The sequence below is a fragment of the Paenibacillus sp. tmac-D7 genome (assembly GCF_006519665.1).
Lineage (GTDB): Bacteria > Bacillota > Bacilli > Paenibacillales > NBRC-103111 > Paenibacillus_G > Paenibacillus_G validus.
This window is the reverse complement of sequence record NZ_VIDW01000002.1, coordinates 121803-136305: the sequence shown is the minus strand read 5'-3', so window position 1 is coordinate 136305 and position 14503 is coordinate 121803. Positions and strand designations below refer to the sequence as shown.

Sequence of the window (14503 nt, the reverse complement as noted above, 5' to 3'; positions counted from 1 at the left end):
AAGGGGCAGGTTTCCGATGAATATTTACACGTTCAAATCCAATCAGGAATTAGACGAGGCGGGAGCCCCCGATGTCACCGTTTTACTGGACAGCGGAGCCGGAACCTGTCTTTCATCCTAAACTTCGGTCAGTGACCTGCTTCGTTCTGGATGAGAGCTGCAGGTCACGGGCCTGCGAATCTGGAAGGCATTCATTAAGGCCATTCCTTATTCGCTAAATATTTTTCTGAATTTGCCCGGAGGTATACCGGTCAATTTTTTAAACAGCAAATTAAAGTATATCCCATTAGGGTATCCTACTTTGAGAGCGATTTCACGAATGGTTAAATTGGTGTACTTCAGGAGTCGTTTCGCTTCGTCGATTCTGCATTGAATTAAATATTGGATAGGAGGGGTGCCCATTTCTTCTTTATAAATATGCGCCAAATGGTAAGGGCTTACATAAACGATTGCGGCCAGATCACTCAAGGTCAGGTCTTGATAATAGTATTCTTCGATGTATTTCTTGACTTCATGAGTGATAGAAGGGGAAATCTTCGGTTTAACCAGATAAAGCTTTCGAATCGTTACAATAAGGATGGTTCTCGTTAAAGATTCGATCATTTCGTTTGAGCCGTACGTGGGATGCTGATATTCGCTATAAATTTCGGAAAAATATCGACTGGTTGAGCTGTAGTCTTTATCCGTTGGAATGACAGGGCACTGGTCCGGGGAGGTTAAATAACCTTTGGGCATTCCTGATATTTGCACATTCGAGATGGAAATTACGATTCCTGAGATCGGTGTCTGGACGGATGAAATAATTTCATAGGAACTTAAAGTTGGAAAAATAACGATATCTCCTCTCGCAACAGTGAAAATCATTTCGCCTATCACACACTGCCCACTGCCGTCTTGTACGAAAAAAATATCGGTACTCTGTTTTTTTTCATTCAACGTTTTACTCCATGAAGGCTCCCCCTTGATCTCATACGCTGCAATAAATTTCGGGTCTTCTAGAATTTCGGGAACTCCTATCATTAGGTTTTATCCCCCTAGGTTTACCTTTTAACTATCACAATTATAGTAGAATCAAGAGTGAATTCAAGAATCATCCAGCAATACAACAATAAATTATAACTTTCGAACAATTTAGATGTATTTACCATAAATACGCCTTTTTTTGAGGCGTTTGTATAGCGGGCGACGACTAAGATCAAAATAACGGAGTATGACATCACATCCGGAGGACAGATACATGGCAGAAGCGGTAGGAACAGGAAAAGATTTTTTAACAGCAGTACGGGAAAGACGCACGATTTATGGGATTAGCCAGGAATCGCCGATTTCGGATGAGCGCATTGTTGAAATCATTCGGGAAGCGGTGAAATATACGCCGTCCGCCTTTAACTCGCAAAGCGCGAGAGTGCTTGTATTGCTGGGAGAACAGCATCATAAGTTATGGGATTTGACGAAGGAAATTTTGCGCGGTATTGTGCAAGCGGATCAATTCGCATCGACCGAACAACGCATAAACGGCTTTAGAAGCGGGCACGGCACCGTACTCTACTTCGAAGATATGACTGTGATTGAAGGGCTGCAGGCGAGCTTTCCAAGCTATTCGGAACATTTCCCCAGTTGGTCGCAGCAATCGAACGGCATGCTTCAATTTGTCATATGGACTGCGCTTGAGAACGAAGGACTGGGTGCTAGTGTACAGCACTACAATCCTCTGATCGATGAAAAAGTGAAGACGTCCTGGATCATTCCGCAATCCTGGAAGCTCATCGCCCAGATGCCATTCGGGAAACCGACGGCCCCGGCCGGAGAGAAGGAATTCAAGCCTTTGGAAGAACGGATTAAAGTATCGAAATAATTCTTGTCTTTGAGGAAGCGAAAAACAAGCCTCCGAGCCCGCTTAAATCGTGGAATTTGGAGGCTTGTTTTATTTCGTATTGACGCCGCTTGCTTGCAAAGGATATAATTTTTCTAGTTATTTTTATCGATTTAATTTGTTTATGTAACCGTTTGCTATCAATTGTTTTCATCATCAGAGTGACGAAAGAATACGATGCGGTCTGCCCCGGACAGGCCGCATGGTGCATGACGAGGCAGCTTTACGACGTAACTACGAGTAAATCTCCCAACCCAGCTTCAGCGTGTTAATAATGTAATCGGCGGCCTCTTCCGGGTCCAGGTGGTCGGTGTTAACGCTTGAATGATTTAATGCGTATAGGTTTTGCCGGGTGTAAAATAAATTTTCAATCTCTTCCAAAGATTTGTTCTGTAAGACAGGTCGGCTGTCTACAATGAGCTGCAGCCTGTCTTTCCAGGTCTCCCAGGTAAGATCAAGGAAAAAGACGATGGACGTGGACAAGCAGATGTTTCTGATTTCTTCCTGCATAAATGCGCCTCCCCCAAGAGAAATAATTTTCAACCGGGAATTTGTGCATAAATTGGTAATATATTCCTTTTCCATTTGGCGGAATTTCGTTTCGCCGAAAGATTTGAAAATTTGCGTGATAGGCATCTTGTACTGCTGCTCAATTTCATAATCGACATCGATAAAATCTCTATACAGTTTTTTGGCGAGAAGATGACCTATGGTCGTCTTGCCCACACCCATAAAACCGATTAAGATTATATTTTTTTCCCGTAAAGGGATATCGGGGTTGTTGTACACGCTCAACACTCTCTTCTGCTTTTAAGTTTTAAAGTGCGGAAGCACGGGTTACTTTCCATTATAAAGGTGTTTTATAATAGGATCAATCGATATATGAACCAGATACTTGGGAGTTTCAGTCAAAAAAGGAGCTGTATAGCATGAGTACTTCAGATTTGGAAGCCCTTAGAAATAAGTTGGACGAAATCAACGTTCAAATTCTCGAATTGATATCCAACCGGGCTGAAATTGTCGAGAAAATAGGCATTGAAAAGCAAAAGCAAGGCATCCCCCGATTCGATCCGGTTCGCGAAAGCAGGATGCTGGAAAATTTAGTCCAGAAAAATAAAGGCCCCTTCGACGATGCAACAGTCAGGCATTTATTTAAACAAATTTTCAAAGCATCCCTGGAGCTGTTGGAAGAGGAGCATAAGAAGCATCTGCTCGTGACCCGAAAGCGAAAACACGAGGATACGGTCATTCACATTAAAGGGGTTGGAATTGGCGGACCCGACAAAGTCCTTGTAGCCGGCCCCTGCACGGTGGAAAGCTATGGTCAAATGTACGAAGTGGCGGCCTCACTTAAAGCGCAAGGCGTTACGATATTGCGGGGCGGGGCTTACAAGTCGAGAACTTCTCCTTACGATTTTCAAGGGCTCGGCAAGGAAGGTCTCGAGATTTTACATAAAGTCGGCGGGCAATTCGGGATGATTACAGTCAGCGAAATCATGGATTCGTCAGAGCTGGAGCTGGCTGGACAATATATCGATATGGTAGAAATTGGCGCGAAAAATATGCAGAACTTTTCTTTATTAAAGGCCGTTGGCGACTCGGGCATCCCGGTGCTGCTGAAAAGAGGTAATTCGGCAACGCTGGAGGAGCTTCTTCTGTCCGCGGAATATATCGTCTCCCGCGGCAACGCTCAGGTCATACTTATGGAGCGGGGCATACGAACGTATGAGAAATGGACCCGGAACACGCTGGACATTTCGGCGGTACCTATACTCAAGAAGGAAAGCCACTTGCCGGTCCTGGTTGATTTAAGTCATTCGACCGGCCGTAAAGATATTGTATTGCCGTGCGCCAAAGCCGCACTTGCTGCCGGTGCGGATGGCCTCTTGGTCGAAGTGCATCCCGATCCGTCCATTAGCCTTTCAGACGGTCAGCAGCAATTAGACCTTAAGCAATTTGCTGAATTTTATCGGGATTTGAATGCGTTCCAACCGTTCGGATCTTAAGGAGATCGCCCATCGGCTTGCCTTCAAGGCAAGCCGATGGGCGATTTTTTGCGGAAAGCGCCGCACCGGTGCAGGTAAAATGAATGTGGGGCGTAATCAAAAAAATGGGCTGCGTGAACCGTTCGAAGAGCTGGGGCATCTAATGCTTAGACAACAAAAGGAGGCAGTTCCATGTGATAACAGAAATAGACGTCCTGCTGGCCCAAAAAGGGAACAAGGAAGCATTCTCCCGGTTGGTGAAGGCTTTGGAGCTTCCTATGTATCGAGTCGCCCGACCGCATTTTTTCAAAACCTGGTTTATGAGAATCTTGATTAACGAGTGCAACCAATTCCTGCGCCAGCGCAAAAGAACGATACCGGTTGCCGTTCTGCCTGAAGAGCATGCCGAATCTGCGGAATATGGCAAGGTGGATTTGTGGGAGGCGGTAAACCGTCTGGAGGATACACTGCGGCTCGTCGTGAAGCTGCATTATTTGGAGGATATGTCGGTCGGCGTCATCTCGGAGTTGTTGGAGCCCGCCCTTAGCGGTACCGGAAGTCCGGTCGATGAGCATACTTATGCAGGGGTCATCGACTTGATGCCGGCAGAGGATTTGCCCAATCACTTTAAACTGCAGATGGATATCAGCCAAATAGGAAGCACGAAAGGGCGGTGGAGCTTTTCGATACCTGTAACAAAGATGGCCTCGACCAATAAAGTGGTCCTGCCAATGATCACTAAATCGTATGGGGATATCACACTAACGGTGAAGAAGGTTCTCTTCACACCTGGCTCAACAGAGCTTGATGTAGAGGTGAAGCAACCTGCTGATGCCGGCCGGTTTATCCAGTACGATCTGTTCGACGATAAAGGCACGCAATTGCAAAGGCGCAGTGGAAGCGGCAGGGGACAAACGGACGGCAAAAATATCCATATCAACCTTCTCACAGCGTTACGGGCCCGTCAGCCCATTGCCAAAACCATTACGATCCGCCCTTTCGTTGATCTTCCATTCCAAGGACCTTTAAAAGAATCGAAGGCGCCTTTAGACCAGATGCCCACAGAAGAAAAGCCGATATCGTTATCGCAGGGAGAAGCCGGTCATCTATTGATCACCCAGGTGGAACGCTTACCCGATAAAACGCTGGTTCATTATAGAACGGAAGGGCTTATTCCTCAGGAGCAGGCAAAACCATTATGGATCGAAGACAGCGGCGGGAACAAGTACCTTCAGCTGCAAAAGCCTTCCATCACCGTGGATCCGGTACATTATAGGTTTGTCAAGGAATTCCCGGCTTTCACTGAAAAAGAACAGCTGACCTTCGTCACCCGTGAACTGACCCCGCCAGGATACTTGAAGGAGCTGGAAATCACGGTTCCGCTCGAACCCTAAAATCAGCAGGAGCTTGCCGGGATACGACTACTGCAGTCTAAACAGAAAAAGACCGTGCAGCGACGGTCTTTTTTCTGTTTCCTTAACGGTTTCGAGCCGCTTGGACGAACTGACGCAGCGCCTGCTCCACGATGGAACGGGGACAAGCCAGGTTGATGCGAAGCCAGCCTTCGCCTTCCGTTCCGAACACCGAACCATCGCTAAAGGCTACTTTGGCTTGTTTAAACATTAGGGCTTTCAGCTCGCTGACGGTTAAGCCCAAATCGCGGCAGTCGATCCACAGCAAGTAGGTGCCGTCCGGCCGCAGCGGCTTCGCTTCCGGCAAATGCTCCTTGAAATAGGCGAGCGTATAGGATAAATTCCCCTCTACATAAGCAAGCATTTCATCCAGCCAAGCTTCCCCTTCGTTATAAGCAGCTTCCACCGCGTCCTGGGCAAAATGATGGGCCATATGCAGACTGAGCGTTTTGATCCGATGATCGAACTTTCGCTTCATGGACGGGTTGGAAGCCACGATATAAGACGTTTGAAGCCCCGGCAAATTAAACGTTTTGGTCGCGGCCAAGCCGGTAAGCGTGATGTCCGCGAGCTCGGGTGACAGGGAAGCGAACGGGATGTGCTTGTGACCGGACAATGCCAAATCGCAGTGAATCTCGTCGGAAATGACGGTGACTCCATGCTTCAGGCATAAGTCGCCGAGCCGGAGCAGCTCCTCGCGCTCCCATACGCGGCCTCCCGGATTATGCGGGCTGCATAAGAGCAGCAGCTTCGCGCCCCCCTGGAACAACGATTCCAAATGATCGTAATCCATCTCGTAACGGCCGTTGCGGAGCACGAGCGGGTTTTTGGCTACGATGCGGCCGTTGCCTTGGATAACGTCATAGAACGGATAATAGACCGGCGACTGCAGGACGACCTGGCTGCCCGGCTCGCTGAACAGCTCGACCGCTAAGCTTAGCGTCGTGACGATGCTGGGGGAATCCGAGATCCATTTCGGATCGATCGACCAGCCGTGACGCCGCTCGAACCAATTTACGATGGCATCGAAGTAGCTGTTGCTCCGAATGGCATAGCCGTATACGCCCAGAGCGGCCCGTTTCTCCAAGACCGCCTGAACGGCGGGAGGACTTAAGAAATCCATATCGGCAACCCATAGGGAAAGAACGTCGGAATCCCCGAAGAGTTTATCGTTTTGATCCCATTTGTAAGAGCGCGTATGCCGCCGATCGATACGGCGGTCAAAATCGTAAGTCACTTAAGATCACCTCAGCTTCGTATAATGATCGATTATATCATCAAATGACCGTACGTTCGAATCCGGCGTTTCGCCGCTGCTTCATACGGAGCTTGAAGAGCAGGAACTGCCGCCCGATCCGGTTTATCGTATGCAGCATGGTCTCCCATTCATGGAGTGGGGGTTTGTTGAATATAGCTGTATCATGGAGCCCGATTCGTCGATCGTGGCGGTCGAAGCTTCGAAATTCTGCGTCTGGACCTAGCGGCCAAACCTGAACCATAAAGGAGACTGCCCGATGACCGAATATACCGTAACCCCCTTTCAAAACGAACCGTTTACCGATTTCTCGCGGCCTGAAAACAAACAGGCGATGGAAGCGGCGCTTCTTAAAGTGAAAGCGGAGCTTGGGCGGGATTATCCGCTCCGGATCGGATCGGAGAAGGTAATGACGGAGCAGAAGATCGTTTCCGTTAATCCCGGGAATGTGGATCAAGTGATCGGACACGTGAGCAAGGCGACTCAAGACTTGGCGGAGAAAGCGATGAACGCGGCCTTGAACACGTTCGAAACGTGGAAAAAAACAACGGCGGTCGACCGGGCCTGTTATTTATTCCGGGCGGCGAAGCTGATGCGCGAGCGCAAGCATGAGTTTTCCGCGCTGATGGTGTACGAAGCCGGGAAAAACTGGGCCGAAGCCGATGCGGATACGGCCGAGGCGATCGATTTTATGGAATATTACGGCAGGGAGATGATCCGTCTCAGCGAGACGCATACACACCGGCCTTTAACGAAGCTCCCAGGGGAAGAAAACCGCTTGACCTACATCCCGCTTGGCGTCGGGATCGTCATTCCGCCTTGGAACTTCCCGCTGGCGATCTGCGTAGGCATTACCGCCGCCGCGGTTGTCAGCGGCAATACGGTGCTGTTGAAGCCGGCATCCGTCACGCCGGTCATCGCCCACAAGTTTGTGGAGCTGATGGAAGAGGTCGGGCTGCCGGACGGCGTCATCAACTTTATTCCCGGAAGCGGGGCGGAAGTCGGCGATTACTTGACGTCGCATCCGAAGACGCGGTTTATCAGCTTCACGGGCTCCAAGGAAATCGGACTTCGGATCAACCGATTGGCCGCCCAGACGAACGAAGGACAAATTTGGATGAAGCGCGTGATCGCGGAAATGGGCGGTAAAGACGGCATCGTCGTCGATGAAACGGCGGATCTGGAAGAAGCCGCCAAGGCCATCGTAGCTTCGGCCTTCGGATTCCAAGGGCAGAAGTGTTCGGCCGGCTCACGGGTTATTGCCGTGGCGTCGGTGTACGACCGTATCGTGCAGCTGGTCAAGGAGCATACGGAGAAACTGACGGTCGGCTTGCCGGAGCTGAACTATCCGTTGGGACCGGTATCCGATCAACAGGCTTACGATAAAATTTTGGCGTACATTGAAATTGGAAAGACGGAAGGACGGCTGCTCGTTGGCGGAGGGAAAGCGCAAGGCAACGGGTATTACATTGAACCTACCGTTTTTACCGATGTGGACGGTAGAGCGCGCATTATGCAGGAGGAAATTTTCGGGCCGGTGCTGGCCATCGGCAAAGCTAAAGATTACAAAGAAGCGATTGCGCTGTACAACGATACGGAATTCGGCTTGACCGGGTCGTATTTCTCGCAGGATGAAGCTCGAATCGCGTATGCGCTCGAAGAGATGCATTGCGGCAATATGTATGTGAACCGGAAGTGTACCGGAGCGTTGGTCGGCGTTCACCCGTTCGGAGGCTTTAATATGTCCGGCACCGATTCGAAGGCGGGAGGGCACGATTACCTCTTGTTATATACGCAAGCGAAACTGACTTCCCGGAAGCTGTAACGGCGAAGGCGCCGGGTAAACCGGCGCAAGGCCATTCTCAGGGCGGAGGATTCCGCTCTGGGAATGGCCTTGCGCGAGTTGCGGCTGGTTCATAGCTTATTCGACTTCTGTAAGTTTTCCATGCTTTTGAAGAGCTTATCGATGTCCTTTTCCAGCTTGCTCATATCGTTGAACATCTTCTTCATGTCTTTATCGTCGGCAAGCACTTTCAGGATGTGCTCCAGCTTGATCATGATCCCTCACCCCCGCTTACTAAAATTAAGGCCCGATCCGGCCGATCCAACAAGACGGTCACATGGCGGATTTCTTCTTTCTGTATGGACTTGCTCTATCGTATGCTCGCTTGCGGCGTACCGCTTAGGCTTTGCAAACGAAATGCGAAAGCAGGAATTTGGCGGAAAAATGTCGAATGTTGGATTCGGAACGCAGCCGGGATTAACCGATCCGGCCGGGCGGAACAGATAAGCGCTGTCAGAACAGGCGGCAGCGGAAACAGGCGGTGGAGCTAATGTACGTGGTCCTGATCTATGGGCTGATCGTGAATGTGATCGGGTTTATCGTCATGGGAGCCGATAAAATGAAAGCGAAGAGGAAGAGCCGGAGGGTGCCGGAAAAACGGCTGTTTCTATGGGCCTTCCTTGGCGGGGCGGCGGGCGTGTGGATCGCCATGCAGGTGTGGCGCCACAAAACGAAGCATGAATCGTTTACCGTAGGCATTCCCTTCATTTTTATTCTCAACGTGCTGTGCATGTATTTTCTTCTCAAGTGGTTGTTTTATCCGCGGCTCTAAATGGGTCGGGGAGATGCCGGCCGAAGTTCGTCCTGTTGGAGCTGGCTGGAATTGGTTACAATAAGCGCAAAAGGACGACGGGATGGAGTTGAAGGATGATGCGTCTCTTTGTGCTGATGATCGGGCCGACGGCGATGATTTTGTTAGGGCTGCAAGGACTGAACAGCATGCTTTACACATTTGCCTTATTTTACGGGTGGCTGCTGCTGATTCCGCTGGCGGACGGCCTGCTTCAAAAAAAGAGTACGTTATCCGAAAACTTGAAGCAGCTCGGATTCCGGGTCCATAAGAAGAATCTGAAATACGGGCTTATCTTGGGCATCGTCTTACTGGTTGTCATCCCGATGACGGTGGCCTTGCTGCGGCCTCTTCTCTTTGATGTGACGGAACTGAAACCGCTGCTGCAGGCATGGGGCTTCTCCAGGCACGCGGTCTGGTACATCGTCATTCTGGTCGTCGTCAATCCGCTCCTGGAAGAAATCTACTGGAGATGCTACATGTACCGGAAGCTGGAAAAACAGCTGCATGCCGGATTGGCGATCGGTCTCACCTCGATTTTCTACAGCCTGTACCATTTGCTGTGGTTAGTCCCGATGTTCGAATGGCCTTGCGATGTGCTGGCCGTTCTTCTGGTGTTCATGGCCGGTCTATTATGGGGCTGGATGTATCGAAAGCAGCGGTCGCTGCTCGGAGGCTTCATCAGTCACGCTTTGGCGGACGGCGGTATCGTAGCGGTTTATTTGATCTATTTGCAGTAATATACGCACGACAAAGAAGACGGCAAATACTGGACTAAAGTCCAGTCGGCTTCCTTACCCAAGCAGGGGGACGCCAAGTTCCGGGATATGGTAAGTTGGTTGTAATGAACTTGGAGCGATAAAGGAGTGTCTACTCATGAACAAACGGACGATCATCGGAGCCGTTTTCATTCTGCTGGGAGCCAGCTTGTTTCTAAACCGCGGGGCAACGTTCGGAGCAGGCGACATTTTCGGTTATTTCTGGCCGAGCTTATTCGTCATTCCGCTAGGATTGTTTTTCCACTGGCTGTATTTCTCGATGACGGCGCCGCGGGGAGCGGGCCTCTTGATTCCCGGGGGCATTTTGTTTACGGCGGGGATCGTGTGCCAAATCTCCATGCTGTTCGATAGCTGGGGGACGATGTGGCCCGGGTTTATTTTAGCGGTTGCGATCGGGCTGTTCGAGTTTTATTGGCTCGGCGGCCGAAACAAGTGGCTGCTGATTCCGATCAACATTTTGATGGTGCTGTCGGTCCTGTTTTTTGCCGTATTCGCCGTCGGTTCTCTCTTCGGTCAATGGATGGTCAATGGACCGATCGTTGGCATCGTGTTGATCGTCGCGGGGGCTTGGACCCTGATGAAGAGAAAGAGCGGGGCGTAAGCTGGTCGGCAACCGGCGAGCGGCGCCGCTGGCAAACAGAAAAGACCGTCCGGGATGGAAGGAATCCGGGCGGTCTTTGGCATGGCTAATCTTCGGATACGATAAACTCATCCAGGCTGCGATCCGCCTTCTCCTGATTGCAGATGTGACAGGCGCAGACGCAGTTGACGGGCGTCGTGTGACCGCCTTTGGCACGGGGGAGCAGATGATCGATCGTATCGCCGTATTCGCCGCAGAAGTGGCAGGTGTAGTGGTCGCGCGTCAAAATGTAAAGGCGGAACATTCTATTGGTATACACGCGACGAATCGTATGCCGGTTGACGACGACGGCTGCAAACTCCCGCACAAGCGTTACCGCCGTTTCAAGATCCGTTTCCTGCTGCCAGCGGCGGCCTTTATCCGTGCGGCCCCGCATCCAGACGAAGCCTTCGCGGTTGACCCGCAGCACAGACACGTCCGGTCCTTTGGGCCTTGGCGGCGGGATAGGCAGCGGCCGGCTGATCCGCCGCTTCGGCGTAAGAACAAGCGCCTCCTCAGCCGCTGGCCGGGCGGCGGCCCGCTTGCGTGAGCGGGGCCGCTTTCGGGCCCTCGCTTCTTGGCCCGGCGTTTCGCCGCTTTGCGGCTTGCGTTCCATCCGGCAAGCGCGGCATGCGCCGCGGCGGGACGATTTGCCGGAACGTCTGCCGGTTCGCCGCAAAAAGTCGGTAAGCGGCTTCATTTCCTGACAGTGCGCGCATCGTTTATGAGACGGGAGCTCCGCATCTGTATACGGTTCCGTTGGCTCTTGGTTCAGCTCTTGATCCACGTGTTCACCTCGACTTGATGTTCGTTTCGACATATTGCAGCGGTCAACACTCATACATGACCGTCCCCGTATGCGTAAGATCGTACCCCTGGATCGAACGAAGCTCTTTCTTGAAAGCATCCGAACGGACAATTTCCGTGATCAGTCCGATCCATTCCTCATTGTGCGGATGTTTCAGCATGACCAGATCATACCGCTCCTGAATAAGCGGAATGAAATCGACGCCCACCATCGACGCTGCCCGCTCGATGCCGACACCGGCGTCAGCTTCCCCGCTCGCCACTTTGCCGGCCACGCCCAGATGGTTCGACTCCTCGTCGTCGTAACCGTTCACATCACGGGAAGAGAGGGCATGCAGCCGCAGCTGCTCGTCGAGCAGCACGCGCGCTCCCGCACCCTTTTCCCGGTTCACGATCCGGATGTCGTCTCTTGCGAGATCGGCCCAACCCAAGATCCGCTTCGGATTACCGCGGCGCACATATAAACCTGCCCCCCGCACGACAAGGTTGAGGACGACGTAGGCATGGCCGGTCAGCAGCTTGCGGACATAAGGGACGTTGTACGTGCCCGTATCTCCATCCAGCAGGTGGGTGCTGACGATGTCGGCTTGGCCTTGATACATCGCGATGAGACTGTCCAGGCTTCCGACATGGGAACGCAGCGGCCGGTACGATTTCGTCCGCTTCTCGATATGCTTCGTCAAGATGTCGAGGCTCACGTCTTGTCCGGTAATGACAAGCGGCCTGACGCCCGCCGTCTCGCGGATCGTGTCCAGACGCACGGTCTCGGGCTGAGGGACGGCCGGACGCAGGTTCCCGCCCTTCGCTCTGGCCTTATATCGTTCCAAGTCGTCGGCGTCGACGCGCATTTGGCGGCCTACCCGGTACGCGGGCAATTCGCCTTTTTTGATCAGATCGTACACCGTGAGCTTGGATATTTTTAAAATTTTTGCAATGTCTTCGGTTGTATACGAAAGTTCGTGGGACAACAGCTTCACCGCCTTAAGGCTATTATACCGAAAATAAGAACATCCCTCCAGCGATGGCCGAAGGGATGTTCGCGTTGATTATAATTAAACATAACTAATTATAACTAAATATATTTAAATAGAACTTAGGTTGTGCTACAATTCGAGACATGAAAGTAAAAAGAATGGGGGCGCGAAGGGGATGACTGGGTTAATGCGAAGGATATTCATTTGTTTGATTCTGTTTGGGGTTGCGACGATGACGGGGTGTACGGCCGGGAAGCCTGCTCCTCAGGTAGAGCTGGTCGTATCGGCGGCTGCGAGCTTAACGGACAGCTTGAAGGAGGTTCAAGCCGACTTTGAGCTCCATAATCCCGACATCAAGCTGACTTTTAATTTGGGAGCGTCGGGCACGCTGCAGCAGCAAATCGAGCAGGGGGCGCCGAGCGACGTGTTTATTTCCGCCGGGAATAAGCAAATGGCAGCTCTTCTCGAGAAGGGGCTTATCGATGGCAAGTGGCAATCGAATCTGCTGACCAATGAGCTCGTCGTCGTCGTTCCGGCGGACGGCGGCGTATCGCTCGCCTCGCTCGAACAGCTGGCCGAGCCTGCAGTGAAAAAGCTTGCGGTCGGTCAACCGGAATCGGTACCGGCCGGCGCCTACGCAAAGGAAGCACTTACATATCAGAAGCTGTGGGATGCGGTTCAGGCGAAGATCGTATATGCCAAGGATGTCCGGCAAGTGCTGAGTTACGTGGAGACGGGCAACACGGAGGCCGGAATCGTTTATAAAACCGATGCGCTGGCGTCCACGAAGGCGAAGGTGGCGTTCACGATCGACCCGAAAAGCTATAGCGCGATCGAATATCCGATCGGTTTGGTGAAAGCGTCGAAGCATCCGGAGGAAGCGAAGCGGCTGTACACGTATTTGCAGTCTGAAGCGGCTTCGTCTGTCTTCGTCAAATACGGCTTCCGCCTGCCGGGACGATAACGATGAGCAGGATGAATGGGGCTGCCTTCCTTGAGCCGGTGGCCTTGTCGCTGAAGGTTTCGCTAATCGCCAGCGCCGTCGTTTTCGTCGCGGCCGCTTGGGTCGCATGGCGCATGAGTCTGGCGAAATTCCGGGGCAGGACGATCGTGGAGACGTTCATCATGCTGCCGCTGGTGCTCCCCCCGACCGTCGTAGGGTTCGTACTGCTCGTCGTGTTCGGTCGGCAGAGTCCGGTCGGTCGGCTGTTCGAGAACGTCTTCGGACAGTCCATCGTGTTCAGCTGGGGAGCGGCCGTCATCGCCGCCGTCGTCGTCGCCTTCCCGCTCGTGTACCAGACGTTGAAGGTCGGTTTTCAGTCGGCCGACGCCGATCTGCAGGATGCCGCCCGTTCGATGGGGGCGAGCGAGCGGCAGGTGCTGCGGTTTATTACGCTTCCTTTAGCGTGGCGTTCGCTCGTGTCCGGTTATGTGCTCGGCTTTGCGCGCGGGCTCGGGGAGTTCGGCGCGACGCTCATGCTGGCGGGCAATATCCCGGGCCGCACGCAAACCGTACCGACCGCCATTTACTTCGCGGTCGATGCCGGCAACCTGGGCTTGGCCTGGCTCTGGTGTTTCGCCATGATCGCGATCAGCTTTGCGATGCTGTACGCGGCGGGCAGGCCGGGTTTCAGCCGACGTTAATGGCGGCCCGCCGGGCAAGCCTTTAATGGCTTCAGCGCGGCGTCGGCATGTGCCCGAAGCGCATCTGGAGAACCTCCTTTTCGATATAGATTGGGATAGGATCCGGATAGGGCGGATACAGGCCGCTGCCGCCGATTTGACGGTTGCTAGAGCGGCTTAAGCCCGGTATAATCGCTAGAGACAGATGTAGTTTCGAGCGCAGCCGCAACCGAGAGCCGCCCCGCTTGCCGCACGTATCGAATACGATTCGCTGCTGACCGGGTCCGGCCAAAGGGGAACAGTCCGCGTTCTCCCGCGGGCACGCTGGAGCCGTCGGCCGGCCATCAAGTCAGGCCGCAGCTGCTCTCGACTACGACCTCATACATCGTCGTGTCCGGCGGCGGAACGTTCCGCTGCAGCGCCTGCGATTGCGCGCTTGAAGCCGGGATAATAGCCTCGTCACTTGGGGAAGAGCTGGTCCGGTACGCCGCAGATGAGGCGACGATCGCTTCCGGATTCGACTGACGGTTCATTAGCTCACAA

16 protein-coding genes are annotated in these 14503 nt (G+C 52.5%); 9 read left to right on the top strand and 7 right to left on the bottom strand.

Annotated elements, in window-relative coordinates:
• Positions 1 to 207: 207 nt before the first annotated feature.
• Positions 208 to 1020: an AraC family transcriptional regulator gene (locus FKP33_RS02180; protein WP_127606249.1), complete on the bottom strand. Its 813-nt coding sequence runs from the start codon at positions 1018 to 1020 to the stop codon at positions 208 to 210.
• Positions 1021 to 1237: 217 nt separating this feature from the next.
• On the opposite strand from FKP33_RS02180, the gene FKP33_RS02175 reads away from it, so the two are divergent.
• A complete protein-coding gene (locus FKP33_RS02175) occupies positions 1238 to 1855 on the top strand; it encodes a nitroreductase family protein (protein WP_127606247.1) in 618 nt (205 codons plus the stop codon).
• 252 nt (positions 1856 to 2107) lie between these two features.
• Here FKP33_RS02175 and FKP33_RS02170 read toward each other — a convergent pair whose 3' ends face one another.
• Positions 2108 to 2605: a shikimate kinase gene (locus tag FKP33_RS02170; RefSeq protein ID WP_127606337.1), complete on the bottom strand. Its 498-nt coding sequence runs from the start codon at positions 2603 to 2605 to the stop codon at positions 2108 to 2110.
• Positions 2606 to 2802: 197 nt separating this feature from the next.
• Between FKP33_RS02170 and FKP33_RS02165 the strand changes: the two genes are divergently transcribed.
• The gene (locus FKP33_RS02165; RefSeq protein ID WP_054797682.1) at positions 2803 to 3879 is read left to right on the top strand and encodes a bifunctional 3-deoxy-7-phosphoheptulonate synthase/chorismate mutase; all 1077 of its coding nucleotides are present in this window, start codon (positions 2803 to 2805) and stop codon (positions 3877 to 3879) included.
• Positions 3880 to 4052: 173 nt separating this feature from the next.
• Entirely contained in the window at positions 4053 to 5252 is a 1200-nt protein-coding gene (locus tag FKP33_RS02160) for a DUF5643 domain-containing protein (protein ID WP_141333830.1), read from the top strand.
• An 82-nt stretch (positions 5253 to 5334) separates the two neighbouring features.
• On the opposite strand, the gene FKP33_RS02155 is transcribed toward FKP33_RS02160, so the two are convergent.
• A complete protein-coding gene (locus FKP33_RS02155) occupies positions 5335 to 6507 on the bottom strand; it encodes a MalY/PatB family protein (RefSeq protein ID WP_141333829.1) in 1173 nt (390 codons plus the stop codon).
• Positions 6508 to 6784: 277 nt separating this feature from the next.
• Between FKP33_RS02155 and pruA the strand changes: the two genes are divergently transcribed.
• Positions 6785 to 8350, top strand: coding sequence for an L-glutamate gamma-semialdehyde dehydrogenase (gene pruA, locus FKP33_RS02150; protein WP_141333828.1), 1566 nt, complete (start codon positions 6785 to 6787; stop codon positions 8348 to 8350).
• Positions 8351 to 8439: 89 nt separating this feature from the next.
• Here the strand turns inward: pruA and FKP33_RS26915 are convergent, their stop codons facing one another.
• Positions 8440 to 8583, bottom strand: a complete 144-nt coding sequence (locus FKP33_RS26915; protein ID WP_164751756.1) for a hypothetical protein — start codon at positions 8581 to 8583, stop codon at positions 8440 to 8442.
• 275 nt (positions 8584 to 8858) lie between these two features.
• Between FKP33_RS26915 and FKP33_RS02145 the strand changes: the two genes are divergently transcribed.
• The 3 genes from FKP33_RS02145 (at position 8859) to FKP33_RS02135 (ending at position 10538) form a co-directional block, all read left to right on the top strand.
• A complete protein-coding gene (locus tag FKP33_RS02145; protein ID WP_141333827.1) occupies positions 8859 to 9140 on the top strand; it encodes a DUF1294 domain-containing protein in 282 nt (93 codons plus the stop codon).
• A 95-nt stretch (positions 9141 to 9235) separates the two neighbouring features.
• Positions 9236 to 9898 (top strand): CPBP family intramembrane glutamic endopeptidase, encoded by a 663-nt coding sequence (locus FKP33_RS02140; RefSeq protein WP_141333826.1) that lies wholly within the window; start codon positions 9236 to 9238, stop codon positions 9896 to 9898.
• A 136-nt stretch (positions 9899 to 10034) separates the two neighbouring features.
• The gene (locus FKP33_RS02135) at positions 10035 to 10538 is read left to right on the top strand and encodes a hypothetical protein (protein ID WP_141333825.1); all 504 of its coding nucleotides are present in this window, start codon (positions 10035 to 10037) and stop codon (positions 10536 to 10538) included.
• 85 nt (positions 10539 to 10623) lie between these two features.
• On the opposite strand, the gene FKP33_RS02130 is transcribed toward FKP33_RS02135, so the two are convergent.
• Together FKP33_RS02130 and FKP33_RS02125 are read right to left on the bottom strand one after the other, a co-directional pair.
• Positions 10624 to 11343: an HNH endonuclease gene (locus FKP33_RS02130; RefSeq protein ID WP_244932920.1), complete on the bottom strand. Its 720-nt coding sequence runs from the start codon at positions 11341 to 11343 to the stop codon at positions 10624 to 10626.
• Positions 11344 to 11386: 43 nt separating this feature from the next.
• On the bottom strand, positions 11387 to 12331 hold the full coding sequence (locus tag FKP33_RS02125; RefSeq protein WP_141333824.1) for a helix-turn-helix transcriptional regulator: 945 nt from the start codon (positions 12329 to 12331) through the stop codon (positions 11387 to 11389).
• A gap of 193 nt (positions 12332 to 12524) precedes the next feature.
• Here FKP33_RS02125 and modA point away from each other — a divergent pair, with 193 nt between their 5' ends.
• Together modA and modB are read left to right on the top strand one after the other, a co-directional pair.
• Positions 12525 to 13301 (top strand): molybdate ABC transporter substrate-binding protein, encoded by a 777-nt coding sequence (gene modA, locus FKP33_RS02120; RefSeq protein ID WP_127606333.1) that lies wholly within the window; start codon positions 12525 to 12527, stop codon positions 13299 to 13301.
• Positions 13302 to 13303: 2 nt separating this feature from the next.
• Positions 13304 to 13981: a molybdate ABC transporter permease subunit gene (gene modB, locus FKP33_RS02115; protein ID WP_372813360.1), complete on the top strand. Its 678-nt coding sequence runs from the start codon at positions 13304 to 13306 to the stop codon at positions 13979 to 13981.
• Between the two features lie 323 nt (positions 13982 to 14304).
• On the opposite strand, the gene FKP33_RS02110 is transcribed toward modB, so the two are convergent.
• Positions 14305 to 14493: a hypothetical protein gene (locus FKP33_RS02110; protein ID WP_127606235.1), complete on the bottom strand. Its 189-nt coding sequence runs from the start codon at positions 14491 to 14493 to the stop codon at positions 14305 to 14307.
• Positions 14494 to 14503: the final 10 nt, after the last annotated feature.

Bases quoted from the DNA above. Each gene is read 5' to 3' on its own strand.
- pruA (WP_141333828.1), top strand. From the start codon at position 6,785: ATGACCGAATATACCGTAACCCCCTTTCAAAACGAACCGTTTACCGAT.
- FKP33_RS02170 (WP_127606337.1), bottom strand. From the start codon at position 2,605: ATGGGTGTGGGCAAGACGACCATAGGTCATCTTCTCGCCAAAAAACTG.
- FKP33_RS02145 (WP_141333827.1), top strand. From the start codon at position 8,859: ATGTACGTGGTCCTGATCTATGGGCTGATCGTGAATGTGATCGGGTTT.
- FKP33_RS02110 (WP_127606235.1), bottom strand. From the start codon at position 14,493: ATGAACCGTCAGTCGAATCCGGAAGCGATCGTCGCCTCATCTGCGGCG.
- modB (WP_372813360.1), top strand. From the start codon at position 13,304: ATGAGCAGGATGAATGGGGCTGCCTTCCTTGAGCCGGTGGCCTTGTCG.
- modA (WP_127606333.1), top strand. From the start codon at position 12,525: ATGCGAAGGATATTCATTTGTTTGATTCTGTTTGGGGTTGCGACGATG.
- FKP33_RS02140 (WP_141333826.1), top strand. From the start codon at position 9,236: ATGATGCGTCTCTTTGTGCTGATGATCGGGCCGACGGCGATGATTTTG.
- FKP33_RS02180 (WP_127606249.1), bottom strand. From the start codon at position 1,020: ATGATAGGAGTTCCCGAAATTCTAGAAGACCCGAAATTTATTGCAGCG.
- FKP33_RS02175 (WP_127606247.1), top strand. From the start codon at position 1,238: ATGGCAGAAGCGGTAGGAACAGGAAAAGATTTTTTAACAGCAGTACGG.
- FKP33_RS02135 (WP_141333825.1), top strand. From the start codon at position 10,035: ATGAACAAACGGACGATCATCGGAGCCGTTTTCATTCTGCTGGGAGCC.
- FKP33_RS02165 (WP_054797682.1), top strand. From the start codon at position 2,803: ATGAGTACTTCAGATTTGGAAGCCCTTAGAAATAAGTTGGACGAAATC.
- FKP33_RS26915 (WP_164751756.1), bottom strand. From the start codon at position 8,583: ATGATCAAGCTGGAGCACATCCTGAAAGTGCTTGCCGACGATAAAGAC.